Origin of the sequence: Nitratireductor aquimarinus (assembly GCF_017255295.1) — a bacterium.
Classification (GTDB): domain Bacteria; phylum Pseudomonadota; class Alphaproteobacteria; order Rhizobiales; family Rhizobiaceae; genus Nitratireductor; species Nitratireductor aquimarinus.
The window spans coordinates 711,205-726,759 of sequence record NZ_JAFKDE010000002.1; the positions used below are offsets into that span (position 1 = coordinate 711,205).

Sequence of the window (15,555 nt, forward strand, 5' to 3'; positions counted from 1 at the left end):
TTTTCAGGAAGGGCGCGCTTAGCGGTTCTCGGCGCTCTCGGGAATGCTGCCGGTGGTGATGGTGTCTTCGGGAGCGGCTGCCGCGTCGGGCGCTTCGCTGCCGCTTTCCTCGATCATCTCATAGGCCATGCGGGCGCTCTCACGGGCGCGGACGCCGATGGTCTGAAGGGCGGCGACGCCCGTGGCGCAGACTTCCGGTTTGCGCTCGCAGATGCCTGCCATGTCGCTGACCGCATCGCGGGCAGCGCTCAGAGCCTGAAGGGCGCCGATCTGCGGCGCTGCGCCATCGCCATCATTACCGGCGCCGCCAATCGGCACAAACAGCAGAACAAGCGAAAGCCAGAAGATTGCGCGAATAAGAAAGCCCATGACGTCCAGTCCCGTTTCCTGCCCCGTTTAGCTCAAGATCCAACTCAAGGGGGCGTCCCTTTCATTACCATTGCACGGTCCGGCCAAGGAGCTCTTGAGATTTTTGCTAAAATTGAAAGCAAATTTCTCTCGCATTCGAAAATGACTGCCTTCGAGACAAGTTTGCATCAAGGCCTGTGAAACGCCTTAACCTTTGATTTACCATCCAAGCGCCTGTGCCGATTGAGGTGTCGGCGATGGTCAAAGGGCGAAAGCCTGTTTTTCTGGAGGGCGGGGAGCTGCGTATTTTGTTCAGGCGGCGTTAACCATGACGACATTCAGCCGGCTTTCTACTGCGAGAAATCGGCGTTTTGCGGCCTGAGGCGGCCGTTTCCCCGTTGCGCTTATCCTTTCCTTAAACGCTCGGTGCGAGTCTCCTCAGGAACAAGAACCCGCCGAACGGACCAAACAAGAGCGCGTCGAGTTGAGTTCACGAGTATCTCCATATCCGGAGTGGCTGGCAGCCGTTTCGGCAGCATTTGAAGGGCTGATCCATCCGAGTGTCGAGCAGGGGCCCGAACGCTCGCATCAGCTCAGGCTTGCTGCCGTTCTGTTTGCCGCTCCCTTTCTGTTTGCAGGCGCTGCGGCGCAGCTTCTTGGCGCGACGGTTGGCTTTGCCCAGACGCTGGCGCTGGCGAGCGCCGTGTTCGCCGCGAGCTGGCTGACGGCTGCCCTGCTTCTGGCAACCGGACGGCGCAGGCTCGTCGAAGCCGGCGCGCTTGTCATGGCTGTTCCGGCTGTTGCGGCGCTGATCGCGATTGCCGGCGGGGTTTCCTCGCCGATGACGCTGCTGGCCGGGGCGCTGGCCGCAGAATGCTACTGGATTGCCCGGACCCGTCGCGCGGCGATGACCGGCGCTTTCGCCGGTGCGGTCGCGGTGGCGCTCTCCTTCGGCGCAGGCACTCTTGGTTTTGGTGGTCTGCCTTCCGTGACGCCTTCGGCTGCACAATGGCTCGTGCCGCTCATCTACGTTGCAACGCTTGGCCTTCGCTTCACCGTGAAAGAGCCGGCGCGTGCGGACGCGGATGCGGCTCCCGAAGCCTCCGGCATTGAAGAGCGCATGAGCGCAGTGCTGCTTCGCGTGAACCGTTCCGGCGATGTGATGCACGCATCCAGCCAGGCTGAAACTCTTCTGAACGTGCGTTCGGACATTCTTCTCGGCAATGGTTTTTTCCAGCGCATTCATGTGGCCGACCGCGTCGCCTATCTGTGCGCCGTCTCCGATATCAATGAAGGCGCCGAGGCGCGTACGATCAGCATGCGCCTGCGCATGCCGGTGGAACAGGGCGCACTGCGCGCACCGGGTTACCGCCAGTTCGGTGTCGAACTCCTGTCGGCAGCCGGCGAGGGCGGGGCCGTTGTCATTCTGCGCGATGAAGCCGGCATGGCCGAGCTGGAGCATGATCTGGCGAGCGCCCGCGAAGAGGCGCGTGTGGCGAAGGTAGAGAGCAAGCGTATGCTGGCTGCCGTCAGCCACGAACTGCGCACGCCGCTGAATGCCATTCTGGGCTTCTCCGACACACTTCTTTCGGAGATTTTCGGGCAGCTTTCCAACGAGAAGCAGCGCGAATATGTGCGGCTGATCAATGAGGCTGGCGGTCATCTTCTCTCGGTGGTGAACTCGACGCTGGAAATCTCCAAGCTTGAGGCCGGCACCTACACGCTTCATCCCGAGGCCTTCCGGTTCAGCGAAGTGGTTGACCCGAGTGTTGCCTTCGTTCAGGGGGATGCATCGGCGCGGTCCATCGACATCGAGGTCGCCATTGCCGACTCGGTTGGCGTGGTCTATTGCGACCGGCGCGCCGTGCAGCAGGTGCTGATCAATCTCCTGTCGAATGCGGTCAAATTCTCGCATGCGAACGGCAAGGTAAGCGTTTTGGCCGAGCGTTCAGGAAACCGGCTGGACTTCAGCGTTTCCGACAATGGCGTGGGCATCGCAGCTGCCGATCTGGAGCGGATTGGCGAGCCGTTTGCCCAGGTGCGCACCGACGAGACGCGGCATGTGGAAGGGACGGGCCTCGGCCTCGCACTGGCGAAAGGGCTTGTCGGCCTTCAGGGCGGTGGCATGACCATCGACAGCGCCCCCGGCGAGGGCACGCGGGTGAGCATTTCCCTGCCGGTCGGCGTCGGCGAGGACAAGGATCAGAATACCGGTAACGGCAAACCGGCGATTGACGATGAGTGGAGCGATGAAGAATACCGCAAGACGGCCTGAACCGGAGGTCACCTTTGGAACCCTGCTGCGCGCCGGTGCGGCCGGTGCAGGGATGGCCATCGCCCGCAACCCGATTGCGGTTGGCGGGGCGACGGCCTTCGCCGTGGCGTTTTCCTTCGTTTCTGCAAATGCGCTCTGGTATCAGCCGCATTTTCACGCCGGCGCGCTGATCTCAACGCGCGAACCCGTCTTCGTTGAAACGACGCCTGCGCCGACCTTCCCGGCTGCGGTGGAGGATGTGCCGAGCCAGGCGCCGCGCCAGATCGCGCCTGACCGGGACACGACCGGTGCGATACCGGTGCAGCGGCCCGATGTTCTTCAGGGCGGCGATCCGGTCGTGCGCAAGGTGCAGAAGGTTCTGGAAGATCTCGGCCTCTATCACGGAACGATTGACGGTCTGCAGGGCGCGGCCACGCGCACGGCAATCGGCAATTATCGGCGCATCGTGGGGCTGGATTCCAATCCGGTCGTCGATGAGGCGCTGCTGCGCCAGTTGGGGCTCTCGAACGCCACGGCTGCAACGGAGCAGGCTCCGGGCACGCCCTCGGTCGTGCAAACCCCGACAGTGGTACCAATCCCGACGCCCCGGCCCGCCTATCAGCCGCAGGCAGCGCAAGCGCAGCCCGCAATGGCCACAAGGCCGCAGACGGCAAGCGTTCCGGTTCCCGCCGCCGAAGTGCCGCAGCCGCGCGTGCAGACCGCAGCGCTGGAAGCGGTTGAGGCCGATCCCACCATCATGCGGGTTCAGGCGGGCCTGAAAGCCTTCGGCAATGATGCGATCACGGTGGATGGCATCCTCGGCCAGGACACGCAGACGGCGATCCGGGAGTTTCAGAGCCTGTTCGGCCTGCCGGTCACCGGTCGCCCTGATGACACTTTCCTTGCCAAGATGCGCGAAGTCGGCCTGACCAATTGACGGGCCAGACCGGCCCTTGCACAGGGGCGGTGTGCGTGGGATTACCCGTGCCGTCTGTTTTGCACGGCTGAAACTGCGGCGAGGAGCCCGATGCGCCTATGCGTTTGACCAGCGATTTCTGGGTCTCTGCCCTGACCAAAAGGCTGTTTGCGGAGGGTGGTTTTGCAACCGTCCTGCAAAAGGGCGCGCGCGAAGCCGGCACAATCTACATTCTGTTGCGCAACAGGCTTGGCGAGCAGGCGCTTTATGGGCCGGCGGCCCAGGCCGTTTATGACGAGGCGCGCCCCAATGAGCGCCGGTTTGCGCTGATCGTGCAGAATGACGAGGAGGCGATCGAAAAGCGCCTCGAACGCGAGCGTCGGTTCGATCCGGATTTCTGGCTTGTGGAGATCGAGGTCATGAACCTCGATGAGGCGGAGCGCTATTTCGAGATTGCCACCGGCTGATCGGCATGGCCCGGCGAGCTGGTGCCGTCCCGCCAGCTCTGCAGCCTGTGCCGTGCATTGTCGGCAGACAGGGCGCGGTAACGCTCCAGGAAAAAGCCGATGGCGCTGCGCTGTGAGAACAGTTTTGGAAACACGGCTGCGGTCAGGAGGAACGCCTCCGCATCCTCAAAGCCGAGCGCCTTCAGGACGATGATCAGTTCGCCATAGGTGGGAAAACCCGTGATCTCGCGGGCGGCATCTGAAGAAATTCCCAGAAGCTCTGTGAGCGCGGCTTCGAAGGCTCCATTTTCGCTGGAGAAGACGGCTTCGCGCAGTATCGCACCGGCAGTCTCAAGCGTCGGCAAGGGCCTGTCGATGCGCTGGCGGGCAGCCGGAGCCTGTGTGTTGGCTGCGCTCATGATGAGGCGCAGGCGATCGCGGACATCAGCCTCGCTGGCGCTTCCGGCGGACGGTGCGGTCTGCTCATCATCATGCGCCTGCGCCGACAATGCGCGCACGAGTGCGGCAATGGCCGGGTTGAGGTGCGCGCGACGGCCGATGACCCGCGCGTGGGGCTGCCCGTGCCGCGCGATCAGGCCGATGAGATCGACATCCGAAAGGGCGGGCGAGCGGACCAGAAGGGGCGCGCAGATTTCCGCCGGCTCGTCGGTCAGCCTGCGCAGGAGCCCGGGGGGCGGCGTTGCGAAATCGGACAGGACCGCAGCGGCGTAGCGGCGGGTCTCTGCGGCGATCAGCGGATAGAGCGGCAGGGCGAGGTCGTCCAGTTGCGCAATCTCGCGTCTGGTCGGTCGCGTCAGCGACACGAAAGCGGATATGGCAGCACGGAACAGGCGCTCCGGTCTATGCGCTTCCCCGCCCGAAGCCAGTTGCCTGAATACAGCGGATGACACGCAGACCTAAACCTCCAGAAACACGAATGGTTACATGAAACGCCATCGGGCGGACGCGCCAATGCCCGATGCCTGGTTAGAATTACACGAATTCCCTTAGCAAGCTGTTAACCGGTTTCTTTAGAGTTCCGTTCAGAAACGGATTGTCAGGGGTAACGAAACCTTAACCATGTGCTGCCTTACTCAGTAACGGAGGCGTTGCGTACCACTCCGTCACAGAAAGGGACGCGATGTCATGGCAACGATATTGAGCTTCGTACCAGCAGCAAAAAAGAGTTCGGCAAATGTGCCGAGGCAGCGCCGTTCGGACGCCGCGATCATCATCTTTCCCGGCGTGCGCTATGAGCAGCATCCGGATATGGGGCCGGAGGATGACAGCGGTGGCAACCAGCCGAAAAGCGTCGGCCGGCGTGTGACGAAACGCTAGGGCATTTCCGCTTTTCGTCGAATCGCAAAAACGCTTTCATTCATTGTTCTTGTGCAATTCCGGACGGAAAACCGGCTCCCACTTTTCCTGGAATTGCTCTGGCCAAACAGGCGGACCGGAGAGCGGGCCTGAGCGCGCGCGTGAACTCAAAGTGCCGAGCAGCGCAGTTCCTGAAAGAAACGCTCGATTGTGGCGCGCCAGCTCTTGTCTGGCTGAAAGACCCGCACGACAACTATGCCTTCGTCCAGATCGGTCTGGGCAATGAGTGAGGTGCTCACCATCTCAGGCATTTCCTTGCGCAACTCCAGAAGTTGCGGTGCGTTCATGATCAGCGCATCGAGTTTTCCATTCTCGGCGCCGCGGTCGTTTACATTGAAAACATTGATTCCGTCGCGGTCGTAGACCGAGAAAGACCAGAAGGGCACGCGGGTTTCTGCACTGAGCCAGGTCATGCCGTTTTCGAGATCGAACCGGCAGGCAGCCTCCTCAAGAAATGGATTCTGCTTCTCTGCCAGCAGCGCGTTGGCATCGTCCTTGCCGAGGCGCGTGAATGTGTAAAGGTCGTGCTTTGCGGCGAGCGCGGACCACATGTCCCGTTCCGAATAGGCGGGTAGCAGAAACAGGATGGCGAGATGGACGGCGGCTGCGCCGAAGAGGCCGAGAAGGACAAGGTGCGCAAATCTAAGCATCGCAGCCCGTCCGCATGATGACCGGAAGCCGGGTTTCGCCAACGCTGGACTCGGTAAACAGCGGGGTGTCGACCAGCGTCAGAACTATGCGCATGGGGCCGGGGCCCGTGGTGGCGATCCAGTTGTCCGGATGGGCATGTGGCGAAACCATGATGCGCAGGGGGGTGTTTCGTCGCCAGACCAGGGACTGTGAGTGGAGTGCGGATGCAAACCGCGCCGGCGCGGGCAGGGGGCGACGTTCAAGATCCGTCAGGTGCAGGGTGAAAAACCGGGTGGGCGGCATGTCGCCACGGATCATATAGCTGCATTCGCGCAGAAGCGGACGGCGCAGACTGTCCTGAGTGGCGGTGATTACGATGCCTTCTGCGTTTCCGAGCGCAAGCGTGCCCAGGCGAGCGCTGCGCGCACGTGCATAGGGATCGGCGTCGCTGGTGCCTTCATTGGGAAATGTAACCCAGGGACCGATTTCACTCGAACCGATCGTGCGGGTGGATTCCAGCGCAAGCCATGCCGTGCCGGCACCGCCGCCAAGGGCGATGAGCAGAACCACTGCCACCTGGAAAACAGACTTCAGCATGTGATGCCCGACAAAAAACGGAGGGCCCCGGATAGCCTGATTTCAACCGCAGGTTCAAGAGGTTTGAAGTGTGCCGGGCCGGGCATTACAGGGCGGTGACTGTTTCAAGAGCGCTTTGGTTTTTGAGGCTCGGAGCTTTTTTGAAGTCCCCGGCCAGCTCCCTGAGGAAACGGGATGTGCGCGATGAAAGAGCGAGCGGCAGGTCTTCGCGCTTGCGGCTGGCGCCCTCCGCGCCTTCGCTGGCGACCAGCTCTTCGCCTGTTTCGATACGCATGGGGCCTTCGATGCCGGGCAGCGACTTGATCTCCACATTCTGGTGGGCGAAGGCCATCATGCGCTGCCAGACCATGGCGGGCAGGGAGCCGCCAGTCATGCGGCGCGTGGGGTGGAAATCGTCATTGCCGAGCCAGACTGCGGCGACATAATTGCCCGTATAGCCCACATACCAGCCATCCCGATAGGACTGGGTGGTGCCCGTCTTGCCGGCTGAGCGCGTCATGGGAAGCGCGGCGCGGCGACCCGTGCCCTGTTCGGGCACAAGGATGAGCATCTGGTTCATGGACGCCGCTGCCTTTTCGGACAGAACCCGGCGCGGCGGTGAGGCATCGCGGCCATGGTCGTAGAGCAGCCGGGCCGAATGGGTCGATAATTGCGAGATGCCAAACCGGGTGTCGGCGTAGCCGCCATTGGCGAAAACGGAATAGCCGGTGGCCTGATCGAGCGTGGTCATGCCGGAGGTGCCGAGCACCATGGTCTTGTGACCGTTGAGCGGGGATTCGATGCCAAATGACTTGATCAGCGCGATGATCGGGTCGATGCCCAGATGATCGCGCGCCAGGCGAACCGGCACGGTGTTGTAGGATTTGATGAGGGCGCGCGTAAGGGTGACGCGGCCGGCATAGCTGCGCCCGTAATTGCGCGGTGACCAGCTGCCCCATGAGATGGGGCCGTCTGAAATGAGGGAATCGGGCTCGAACCCGTTTTCCATCGCGACGGCGTAAACATAGGGCTTGAAGGACGAGCCGGTCTGGCGCTCAGCCTTGGTGGCGCGGTTGAACTGGCTTGCGCCATAGTCGCGTCCGCCGACGATGGCGCGCACGGCTCCGTTCGTGTCCATGAGCGTGATGGCGCCTTCGGAGACATCGTAGTCCTTGCCGTACTGGCGCAGATGGAATTCCAGCGATTCCTCCGCCGCCTTCTGCAGATCCGGGTCAAGCGTGGTGCGGGCGACGAGCGAATGGGTTGTGCCATTGGGAATGACGCGTTTGACCTCCTCGAACGCCCAGTCGAGGAAGTAATCGGGGGCTTCCGCGCCATCGCGATCGACGGCAGTGGCCGGCTGCAAACGGGCCGACAGGACCTGCCCTTCGCTCATGAAACCGGCCTGCACCATATTGGTGAGCACTTCATTGGCGCGCGCACGCGCGGCCGGCAAGTTGACATGCGGTGCGTAGCGGGCCGGAGCCTTGAAGAGGCCGGCAATCATGGCGGCCTCGGCGAGGCTCATATCCTTGACCTGTTTGTCGAAATAGAAATCGGCCGCTGCTGAAATGCCGAATGTGCCGCCGCCGAGATAGGAACGGTCGAGATAGTATTGCAGGATTTCGGATTTGGAGAGGTTCATCTCCAGCCAGACGGACAGGAAGGCTTCCTTGACCTTGCGTTCCAGCGTGCGCTCATTGGTCAGAAACAGGTTCTTGGCAAGCTGCTGTGTGAGCGTGGAGCCGCCCTGAACAACGGAATTGGCGCGGACATTTTCGGTGAAGGCGCGGGCAAGCCCCAGGAAGTCGATGCCGAAATGCTCGAAGAAGCGGCGATCCTCGGTGGCGAGAATGGCCTTGATGACGTGATCGGGCATCTCGTCGACAGGCACGGAATCGAGCTGGATGATGCCGCGCTGTCCGATTTCGTTGCCGTAGCGGTCCAGAAAGGTGACGGCGTAATCGTCCTGGGCGCGCCAGTCTCCGGCGGTCTCCTCGAAGGCCGGCAAGGCGAGCCCCAGCATGACGACAGAGCCGACGGCGGCGAGGGTGACGCCTTCGCTAAACAGTTCCACCGTTGCGCGTTTGAAACCGTAAACGCGAAAGCGACGGGAGAAGATTGTTATGCTTTCCCAGATTTCGGCGAGCTTGAACCCCGCCTCGTAGAGCGTTGAATCGATCCATGCATCGAGCGCCAGAAGTCTGGTCGCCCGGGGAGCCTTCGTCTGCCGTTTTTCGCGCGGCTTATTCACCCAACCTCCGTCCGGCCATTTGCGGCCAACCCGATCACATCCGCGCCATTGGATTATGTGCCGAGAATGGTCCTGCAGTGTGACGCATTTATGATATCCACCCTAGCGCGAATTTGTGTAAATTTCGCCGAATTTCAACGTTTTCTGCAAGTGAAATCCGGCATGATGGCTAACGCCGGGGCAGGCTATGTCAAAATATAGGAAAAAATTCTTGACACCGTAACGGCCCGCTGATAGGTTTCAGGCATGGTCGCAAAGTTGCGGCATCGGGGCGGGTCTTCTGGCGAAGGCGCGCCTTTTTTGTTTCCGAAAATGGATGGCGATCTCATGAGGGTCTCTTGGGCATGACGGTTTCGGCCGATCTGATGGCCCTGCGCGCGCTTTGTGAGGGCGCGCCGGCCTCGTTTGAGCTCTTGGCGCTGGCCAGTGGCCGCTCGGAGAGGCTGTTGCGCAAGCGCGCGCAGACGGAAGGGTGGAAGACGCGGGATGGCGTCCAGCCCCGCGCCTGCGGGAACCGGGCAGAGGTTCTGACGGGGCTGATCTTCACGGAGCTCGAGCGGACGATTGAGCGCGGCGTGCGCGATGACGCCTATGACAAGGCGCGGATCGATGCGCTGGGCTCGATGCTCAAGATGGTTGAGAAGATGCGTGAAAACGCTGCCGGTGAGCAGGATGCGGATGCAGAGCAGGCTCCAAGCGATGAAGACATGGCCGCCGCACTCGAACGCATCGACGAACGCATTCGCAGCCTTGCCGAAGAACTGGCGGGAGGGCTGGGCGCGGGCGAACCTTCAAAAGCGGTTGGCGCTGGCGATTGAGCGGGAATGGCTGGGCTCGGCGCGGCTTGCGCAATATCCGCTTGGCGCGATTTTCGACAGCTGGCTTGTGATGGGCGGACGCGGCGCGGGCAAGACCCGGCTGGGGGCTGAATGGGTCAACGCGCTGGTGCGCGGTCTGCCGCCCTTTTCCGGCGGGCGGCGCTATGGGCGGCTGGCGCTGATCGGTGAGACGCTGACCGATGCGCGCGAGGTGATGGTGGAGGGGCCGTCGGGGGTGCTTGCCGTGTCGCGCGGCGCGCGCCCGCGTTTCGAGGCAAGCCGCAGGCGCATCGTGTGGGAGAATGGCGCGGTGGCGCATCTGTTCTCGGCAGAGGATCCCGACAGTCTGCGCGGACCGCAATTCGATGCCGCCTGGTGCGATGAGTTGGCCAAATGGCGGCTGGCGGATGCGACGTTCGACATGCTGCAATTCGGACTGCGGCTTGGCGAGCGGCCAAGGCAGCTTTTGACAACAACACCGCGACCGATCCCGCTGATCCGCCGGCTGATGGACGATCCGCATGTGACGGTGACGCGGATGCGTACGGACGAAAACCGGGACAATCTTGCGCCGGGCTTCATCCGGGCGATCCGCCAGCGCTATGCGGGCACGCGGCTGGGGCGGCAGGAGCTTGACGGCGAGCTGATCGAGGACCGGCCTGACGCATTGTGGACGCGGGCAATGCTGGAGGCGGCGGGTTGCGCAGAACGGGCGGGAGACTTGAGGCGCATTGTGGTGGCGGTGGATCCGCCGGCTGCTTCGGGCCGCCGCTCGGACGCCTGCGGGCTGGTGGCGGCGGGGCTCGATGCGGCGGGCCATGGCGTGTTGCTGTGCGATGAGACGGTGAAGGGCGCAAAGCCACAGGAATGGGCGGCGCGCGCGGTAGCGCTTTATCGCCGGCTCGGTGCCGACTGTCTGGTGGCGGAGGTGAACCAGGGCGGCGAGATGGTGGCGACGGTGATCGCCACGGTTGACGCGAGCGTGCCGGTGAAGGCGGTGCGGGCAACACGCGGCAAGTGGCTGCGGGCGGAGCCGGTGGCGGCGCTTTATGAACAGGGAAGGGTGCGCCACGCGGAGCGTTTTCCGGCACTTGAGGACGAGATGTGCGATTTCGGCCTCGATGGTCTCTCGGGCGGGCACTCACCGGACCGGGTGGATGCGCTGGTCTGGGCGCTGAGTGAACTGATGCTTTCGAACCGGCGGGAGCCGCGTGTGCGCGCGCTCGGCTGAGGCAGACAAAGAAACACAGATCGGGAAAATCACATGGCTTGGTATTGGCCCTGGGCAAGGCGTCCGGGAGGTGCTGACGCGCCGGTTGAAACCAAACAGATGCATGCCGGCGGTTTCGTCGCGCTGCACCGGGAAGCGGAGGCGCGGTTTTCGCGGCGCGACTATGCTGCGATGTCGCGCGAGGGGTTTATGGCCAACCCGATTGCGCATCGCGCCGTGCGGCTTGTGGCGGAGGCGGCGGCGGCGATCCCGTGGCTGCTTTATGAAGGTGCGCGGGAGCATGACGCGCATCCGGTGCTGGAGTTGATGGCGCGGCCCAACCAGCGCCAGGCCGGCAGCGGCTTCATGGAGGCGCTTTACGGGCATCTGCTTCTGTCGGGCAATGCCTATCTGCGCATGCTGGAAACGGGCACGGGCACGCGCGAACTGCATCTATTGCGGCCGGACCGGGTGTCGGTGGTGGCGGATGCGGGTGGCTGGCCGGTGGCGCTGGACTACCGCGAGGGCAAGGCGCGCGAGCGTGTGCCGCTGGAGGCGGGGGCAGCGCTGCAACTCACCCTCTTTCATCCGCTCGACGATCATTATGGTTTCGCGCCGCTGGGCGCGGCGCTGATGGCGCTCGACACGCACAATCAGGCGGCGCGCTGGAACAAGGCGCTGCTTGACAACTCTGCGCGGCCCTCGGGAGCGCTGGTCTATGCGCCGAAAGAGGGCGGGAACCTTTCCGACGACCAGTTCGACCGGCTGAAGGTGGAGCTGGAACAGGGCTATGCGGGCGCCGCGCGCGCCGGACGACCGTTGCTTCTGGAAGGCGGGCTCGACTGGAAGGCGATGAGCCTTTCGCCGCGCGACATGGACTTCATGGCGGCGAAGAATGGGGCTGCCCGCGACATCGCGCTGGCGCTCGGCGTGCCGCCCATGCTGCTTGGCATTCCCGGGGACAACACCTATGCCAATTATCAGGAGGCGAACCGGGCCTTTTACCGTCTGACCGTGCTGCCGCTTGTGGGGCGGGTGGCGAAGGAGTTCTCCGCCTGGCTCCAGCCGGTGTTCGGCGCTGGGGTGCGGCTCTGGTACGACGCGGACGGCATCGAGGGGCTGGCCGCCGAGCGCGAGGCGCTGTGGAGCCGGGTGGGCGCAGCCGACTTCCTGAGTGACGAGGAAAAACGCCGGGCCGTAGGCTATGGCCCGCGCGGCGAGTGAGGCGCATTATGTTGGATGCGGGGATGCTTGCCGCCCGAATGCGCGGGGAGGCCGCTTGGTTCCGCCTGCTGGCCGCCGCCGCGCGGCTGGAGATGGCACTGAAATACAATCCCAGATGGCACCTTCAGCCGCGCGTGCCGGCGGGAAATCCTGGTGGCGGGCGGTGGACGGATGGAGGCGGGGGGGCACTGGTTCCGGCGCTATGGGGCAGGATGAAGCACCTGTCCTGCAAAGATCGGCAGACAGGAAAAGAAGTATAATCAAGGATACGCCCGCAGTCTTTGAGGTTGAGGCGAACTCAGAAGCAAACGGCAGCAAACCAATCTACGAACTCCATGAGATGAACGAGGTGTTTGAGCATGCCGTGGACATTCTGAAGGAGGCGTCGGCACAAGATGTCGATCATCGATTGGTGATGGCCATCGTCTACATGGAGACCACGCATGGGTACTATGATCGGCTGCACCCTCGGCCCAAGACGGTTTTGCCGATGAATGTCCATGTGTCATATTGGTCGGGCTTTGGCTGGAGTCGGGAAGATCTACAGGTTCCGGCGACCAATATTCGAGCCGGAGTGACTTTGCTGAAGCGTATATCAGAGCGGGTGAAAGAGCCTACGGTTGCAAAGGTAGCAACGCTGTACAACAATCTGTCAGTAGAGCAGGTTTCAGGTTATGGGGCTCGTGTTCAGAAAATCTATGAAGAAGAACCGTGGTGGGATTTGTAGGAATATTTCTTTTGGGAAAATTTTAATATTTTCCCTTATTATATCGGTTTTTATATCTATTTATATTGTTTATATAGCCCTAGATCATAATCCTCAATCTTCATATTGTGCTTCATACGAAGGTTTTGATTGTAGATTTGGGGCTGGTTTTATTTTTATTTTTGATTTGGTGTCGAAATCGGATTTTATAGAGTGGGGGAATTTATTTTTATTGGCCTTGTCATGGTTCTCTGCCTCGTTGTTAATTTTATTCATCGTTAGTTCTATGGTTTTGTGCCTCGTGCGGTATTTTCTCCGGCACACGTAGGGCAATGCCTTGATTGCCTCCCTTACGGGGACCGCAGAACAAGGCCGGGAGAAAGACAGTGTCTGTTCCAGACGCTTTTACTCGCATGGCGCGCCATATGCATGCCGATGTGGAGCTTGTCGTTCGATCTGATGACGAGTTGCCAGCCTATCTCGCTCGGTCCTTGACCGCGCAAGAAAAGGAAATTGCATCCGGTTTTATCGAACGGTTGCTGGCGGACGGGCTGAACGATGAGGATTTGGTGAAAATCTGGTCAGAAACGGGCTCTGATTGCTACCTTCGCAAAGGGTATGCGGAGCTTTTTTATCGGGAGCTCCTTGAGGCACTGCGTGCCGGGTAGATTGGCGATGACGAGGTGAGTGATGGAAGTTCCCGAGGTTTTTGCCGCCTGGCTGAAGGGATGAAACTCGCAATGGAACTTTCCGGCGATGATCGGGAGGCGCTGTGGAGCCGGGTGGGCGGCGCGGATCGACAAGCGCTACGTCCACCATACACGGTGAAATACTTCATTTCGAAGCTGTTGCTCGACAGGCGCGTGATCGATTTCAGGAGCTCACCCGTGGGGCGGTTCCCCATTTTAGTCCTCTCTGGGGACGCAGGTGGTTGCTGAAAGAGCTCTTTCGAAACGGGTACAGATTTGAGCGCAATGCCAAAAGTGGAGATGGTGTGATCTACCGCAACCAGCATACCGGCGAGGCGTTCGCATCATGGCAAGCCTCCGGGAGAATTTCCGCACTAAAGTTGACGCGAAAATCCTTTCAAAATTCTACTACAGGTATAGGATGAGGGGTGACCTCAAGGAGCAGCCGCACACACCCGTTCCTGACACCGATTGAGGCAGCGACCCATGAATATGATCGATGAAATCGGTGCAAGGATTCTGGCTTCGCTTGAGGAAAGCTGGGAGGACAATGTCTTTACTCTCATCAACACGGTGTACCATCCGCCTTCAAGCGCAGATTTGATCGAATACTGCAGTGCGATCAGAGATTTGAAGCAGAGAGAGCTCGTCAGTTTCTCGTGGAGGATACTCAGTCCCGGTGACTGTCCGAGTTTAACTGAAAGCGAGACCAGCGCCCTGCTGGATTCGTTGGAGGACTGGTTTGTGCTGGGCGGAGACGGAAACTGGACATGTGGTAAGGGCGAAATTTGTACCACCGTCATTCCGCAACTTTTTATCGGCGAAGGCGGTGGAGCTGAACTGGCCGAAAAACTGGTCCATGATCGCGGGTTCGAATGGTGGATTCATGAATGATGAACATTGCGAACCGCGCGAAGTGAGCGCGGTGCGTGGTTCGACAGGCTCACCATGAGGGCTGTCTGTTGTCTGCCGTCTGGCGTTTGGAGGCCGGGTAGGCAGCCGGGCATTTGAGCCCGGATATTTGAACAAGATCCCGAACGAGGATTTTCTGATGACCGATATGACCCATGCGGGCTGGATATGGCTCGCAAAGGGGGCTGGCGCTGTGGCCGGCTCCGCGATTTCGCTTGCCTATATCCTGCCGAGCCACCGGCGTGATGCGGCGATCCGCTTTGCGGTTGGCGTGGCTTGCGGGATGGTTTTCGGCGGGGCGACGGGGCTGAAACTGGCCGAGATCCTGGAACTGACGGAGCGGCTGGGAGCGGCGGAAACCATGCTGATGGGCGCGGCGGTGGCAAGCCTCTGCGCGTGGAGCGCCATCGGTCTGGCGCTGCGTTATCTCCATGCGCGCCCGGTCGGGGCGCTGCCGCAGGAGAGGCATGATCGTCTTCGCGAACAGAAAGGACGCTAGAGGATGCACGCAAAGAGCGCGCCGATGCCCGACGAGCGCAAATATGCCGGGCTCGACATCGAAACGGTGCAGGCGGACGGAACCTTCTCCGGCTATGCGAGCCTGTTCGGGCGGGTCGACCTTGGCCGCGACGCGGTGGAGCGGGGCGCGTTTGCGCGCTCGCTTGAAAAGCGCGGGGCGGCAGGGGTGCGGATGCTGTTTCAGCACGATCCGAACCAGCCCATCGGCACCTGGGACGAGCTGCGCGAGGACGCGCGCGGGCTTCTGGTGCGCGGGCGGCTGGCGCTTGGCGTCGCCAGGGCGCGGGAGGTCTGGGAGCTGATGCGCGACCGGGCGCTCGACGGGCTCTCCATCGGCTTTCGCACGGTGAAGGCGAAGACGGAGGCGAAGACAGGCGTGCGCCGTATCGTGGAGGCGGATCTCTGGGAGATTTCCGTGGTCACCTTTCCCATGCTGCCGGAGGCGCGTGTGGACGAGGTGAAGGCGGAGGGAAGGGGCGCGCCACTGCCCACGGCGCGCGCATTTGAGCGATGGCTGACGCAGGATGCCGGCCTGACGCGGCGCGAGGCCCGGGTGGTGATCGCCAAGGGCTTTGGCGCCTTGAGACGCGAGCGGGACGCTGCGCGGGGCTTTGATGACGGGCTGGCGGCGACAATTCGCCAGGCGGCCCGGATGTTCAACGATTGAGGATCAGGA

17 protein-coding genes are annotated in these 15,555 nt (G+C 61.8%); 12 read left to right on the forward strand and 5 right to left on the reverse strand.

The window, feature by feature from the left end; translation table 11 throughout:
- Window positions 1-18: 18 nt before the first annotated feature.
- Window positions 19-369, reverse strand: a complete 351-nt coding sequence (locus tag JYP46_RS03715) for a DUF5330 domain-containing protein (RefSeq protein WP_206545906.1) — start codon at window positions 367-369, stop codon at window positions 19-21.
- 463 nt (window positions 370-832) lie between these two features.
- Between JYP46_RS03715 and JYP46_RS03720 the strand changes: the two genes are divergently transcribed.
- From JYP46_RS03720 to JYP46_RS03730, 3 genes are all read left to right on the forward strand, one after another.
- Window positions 833-2,623: a sensor histidine kinase gene (locus JYP46_RS03720; protein WP_222473854.1), complete on the forward strand. Its 1,791-nt coding sequence runs from the start codon at window positions 833-835 to the stop codon at window positions 2,621-2,623.
- On the forward strand, window positions 2,598-3,539 hold the full coding sequence (locus JYP46_RS03725) for a peptidoglycan-binding domain-containing protein (RefSeq protein WP_113154601.1): 942 nt from the start codon (window positions 2,598-2,600) through the stop codon (window positions 3,537-3,539). The genes JYP46_RS03720 and JYP46_RS03725 overlap by 26 nt, the downstream gene beginning before the upstream one ends.
- A 98-nt stretch (window positions 3,540-3,637) precedes the next feature.
- Window positions 3,638-3,985: a DUF1491 family protein gene (locus tag JYP46_RS03730; RefSeq protein WP_113154602.1), complete on the forward strand. Its 348-nt coding sequence runs from the start codon at window positions 3,638-3,640 to the stop codon at window positions 3,983-3,985.
- Here JYP46_RS03730 and JYP46_RS03735 read toward each other — a convergent pair.
- Window positions 3,961-4,875 carry a hypothetical protein gene (locus JYP46_RS03735; RefSeq protein ID WP_206547294.1) on the reverse strand — a complete coding sequence of 305 codons (915 nt, stop codon included), beginning with the start codon at window positions 4,873-4,875 and terminating at the stop codon, window positions 3,961-3,963. The two genes, JYP46_RS03730 and JYP46_RS03735, sit on opposite strands and share 25 nt — an antisense overlap.
- 235 nt (window positions 4,876-5,110) lie before the next feature.
- On the opposite strand from JYP46_RS03735, the gene JYP46_RS03740 reads away from it, so the two are divergent.
- Window positions 5,111-5,302 (forward strand): hypothetical protein, encoded by a 192-nt coding sequence (locus JYP46_RS03740; RefSeq protein WP_162742256.1) that lies wholly within the window; start codon window positions 5,111-5,113, stop codon window positions 5,300-5,302.
- A gap of 146 nt (window positions 5,303-5,448) precedes the next feature.
- Here the strand turns inward: JYP46_RS03740 and JYP46_RS03745 are convergent, their stop codons facing one another.
- From JYP46_RS03745 to JYP46_RS03755, 3 genes are all read right to left on the reverse strand, one after another.
- Window positions 5,449-5,991, reverse strand: coding sequence for a DUF1254 domain-containing protein (locus tag JYP46_RS03745; RefSeq protein WP_113154604.1), 543 nt, complete (start codon window positions 5,989-5,991; stop codon window positions 5,449-5,451).
- A complete protein-coding gene (locus JYP46_RS03750; RefSeq protein ID WP_206547295.1) occupies window positions 5,984-6,568 on the reverse strand; it encodes a DUF1214 domain-containing protein in 585 nt (194 codons plus the stop codon). Before JYP46_RS03750 ends, JYP46_RS03745 begins: the two co-directional genes overlap by 8 nt.
- A gap of 85 nt (window positions 6,569-6,653) precedes the next feature.
- Entirely contained in the window at window positions 6,654-8,801 is a 2,148-nt protein-coding gene (locus tag JYP46_RS03755; RefSeq protein WP_113154606.1) for a transglycosylase domain-containing protein, read from the reverse strand.
- A 344-nt stretch (window positions 8,802-9,145) separates the two neighbouring features.
- Here JYP46_RS03755 and JYP46_RS03760 point away from each other — a divergent pair, with 344 nt between their 5' ends.
- From JYP46_RS03760 to JYP46_RS03795, 8 genes are all read left to right on the forward strand, one after another.
- On the forward strand, window positions 9,146-9,619 hold the full coding sequence (locus JYP46_RS03760; protein ID WP_222473855.1) for a hypothetical protein: 474 nt from the start codon (window positions 9,146-9,148) through the stop codon (window positions 9,617-9,619).
- Window positions 9,552-10,850, forward strand: coding sequence for a DNA-packaging protein (locus JYP46_RS03765; RefSeq protein WP_236042083.1), 1,299 nt, complete (start codon window positions 9,552-9,554; stop codon window positions 10,848-10,850). The genes JYP46_RS03760 and JYP46_RS03765 overlap by 68 nt, the downstream gene beginning before the upstream one ends.
- 33 nt (window positions 10,851-10,883) lie before the next feature.
- Window positions 10,884-12,053 (forward strand): phage portal protein, encoded by a 1,170-nt coding sequence (locus JYP46_RS03770; protein ID WP_206547298.1) that lies wholly within the window; start codon window positions 10,884-10,886, stop codon window positions 12,051-12,053.
- 115 nt (window positions 12,054-12,168) lie between these two features.
- Window positions 12,169-12,780, forward strand: coding sequence for a hypothetical protein (locus JYP46_RS03775; RefSeq protein ID WP_206547299.1), 612 nt, complete (start codon window positions 12,169-12,171; stop codon window positions 12,778-12,780).
- 365 nt (window positions 12,781-13,145) lie between these two features.
- Entirely contained in the window at window positions 13,146-13,427 is a 282-nt protein-coding gene (locus tag JYP46_RS03780; RefSeq protein WP_162742257.1) for a hypothetical protein, read from the forward strand.
- Between the two features lie 507 nt (window positions 13,428-13,934).
- Window positions 13,935-14,342: a hypothetical protein gene (locus JYP46_RS03785; RefSeq protein WP_206547300.1), complete on the forward strand. Its 408-nt coding sequence runs from the start codon at window positions 13,935-13,937 to the stop codon at window positions 14,340-14,342.
- A 157-nt stretch (window positions 14,343-14,499) separates the two neighbouring features.
- Window positions 14,500-14,859, forward strand: a complete 360-nt coding sequence (locus JYP46_RS03790) for a DUF6107 family protein (protein WP_206547301.1) — start codon at window positions 14,500-14,502, stop codon at window positions 14,857-14,859.
- Between the two features lie 3 nt (window positions 14,860-14,862).
- Window positions 14,863-15,546 carry an HK97 family phage prohead protease gene (locus JYP46_RS03795; RefSeq protein WP_244974828.1) on the forward strand — a complete coding sequence of 228 codons (684 nt, stop codon included), beginning with the start codon at window positions 14,863-14,865 and terminating at the stop codon, window positions 15,544-15,546.
- The last annotated feature ends 9 nt before the right edge of the window (window positions 15,547-15,555 follow it).

Coding starts and splice junctions, on each gene's coding strand:
- JYP46_RS03740 (WP_162742256.1), top strand. CDS start 5,111: ATGGCAACGATATTGAGCTTCGTACCAGCAGCAAAAAAGAGTTCGGCA.
- JYP46_RS03790 (WP_206547301.1), top strand. CDS start 14,500: ATGACCGATATGACCCATGCGGGCTGGATATGGCTCGCAAAGGGGGCT.
- JYP46_RS03770 (WP_206547298.1), top strand. CDS start 10,884: ATGGCTTGGTATTGGCCCTGGGCAAGGCGTCCGGGAGGTGCTGACGCG.
- JYP46_RS03795 (WP_244974828.1), top strand. CDS start 14,863: ATGCACGCAAAGAGCGCGCCGATGCCCGACGAGCGCAAATATGCCGGG.
- JYP46_RS03760 (WP_222473855.1), top strand. CDS start 9,146: ATGACGGTTTCGGCCGATCTGATGGCCCTGCGCGCGCTTTGTGAGGGC.
- JYP46_RS03775 (WP_206547299.1), top strand. CDS start 12,169: ATGGCACCTTCAGCCGCGCGTGCCGGCGGGAAATCCTGGTGGCGGGCG.
- JYP46_RS03785 (WP_206547300.1), top strand. CDS start 13,935: ATGAATATGATCGATGAAATCGGTGCAAGGATTCTGGCTTCGCTTGAG.
- JYP46_RS03745 (WP_113154604.1), bottom strand. CDS start 5,991: ATGCTTAGATTTGCGCACCTTGTCCTTCTCGGCCTCTTCGGCGCAGCC.
- JYP46_RS03715 (WP_206545906.1), bottom strand. CDS start 369: ATGGGCTTTCTTATTCGCGCAATCTTCTGGCTTTCGCTTGTTCTGCTG.
- JYP46_RS03750 (WP_206547295.1), bottom strand. CDS start 6,568: ATGCTGAAGTCTGTTTTCCAGGTGGCAGTGGTTCTGCTCATCGCCCTT.
- JYP46_RS03730 (WP_113154602.1), top strand. CDS start 3,638: ATGCGTTTGACCAGCGATTTCTGGGTCTCTGCCCTGACCAAAAGGCTG.
- JYP46_RS03725 (WP_113154601.1), top strand. CDS start 2,598: ATGAAGAATACCGCAAGACGGCCTGAACCGGAGGTCACCTTTGGAACC.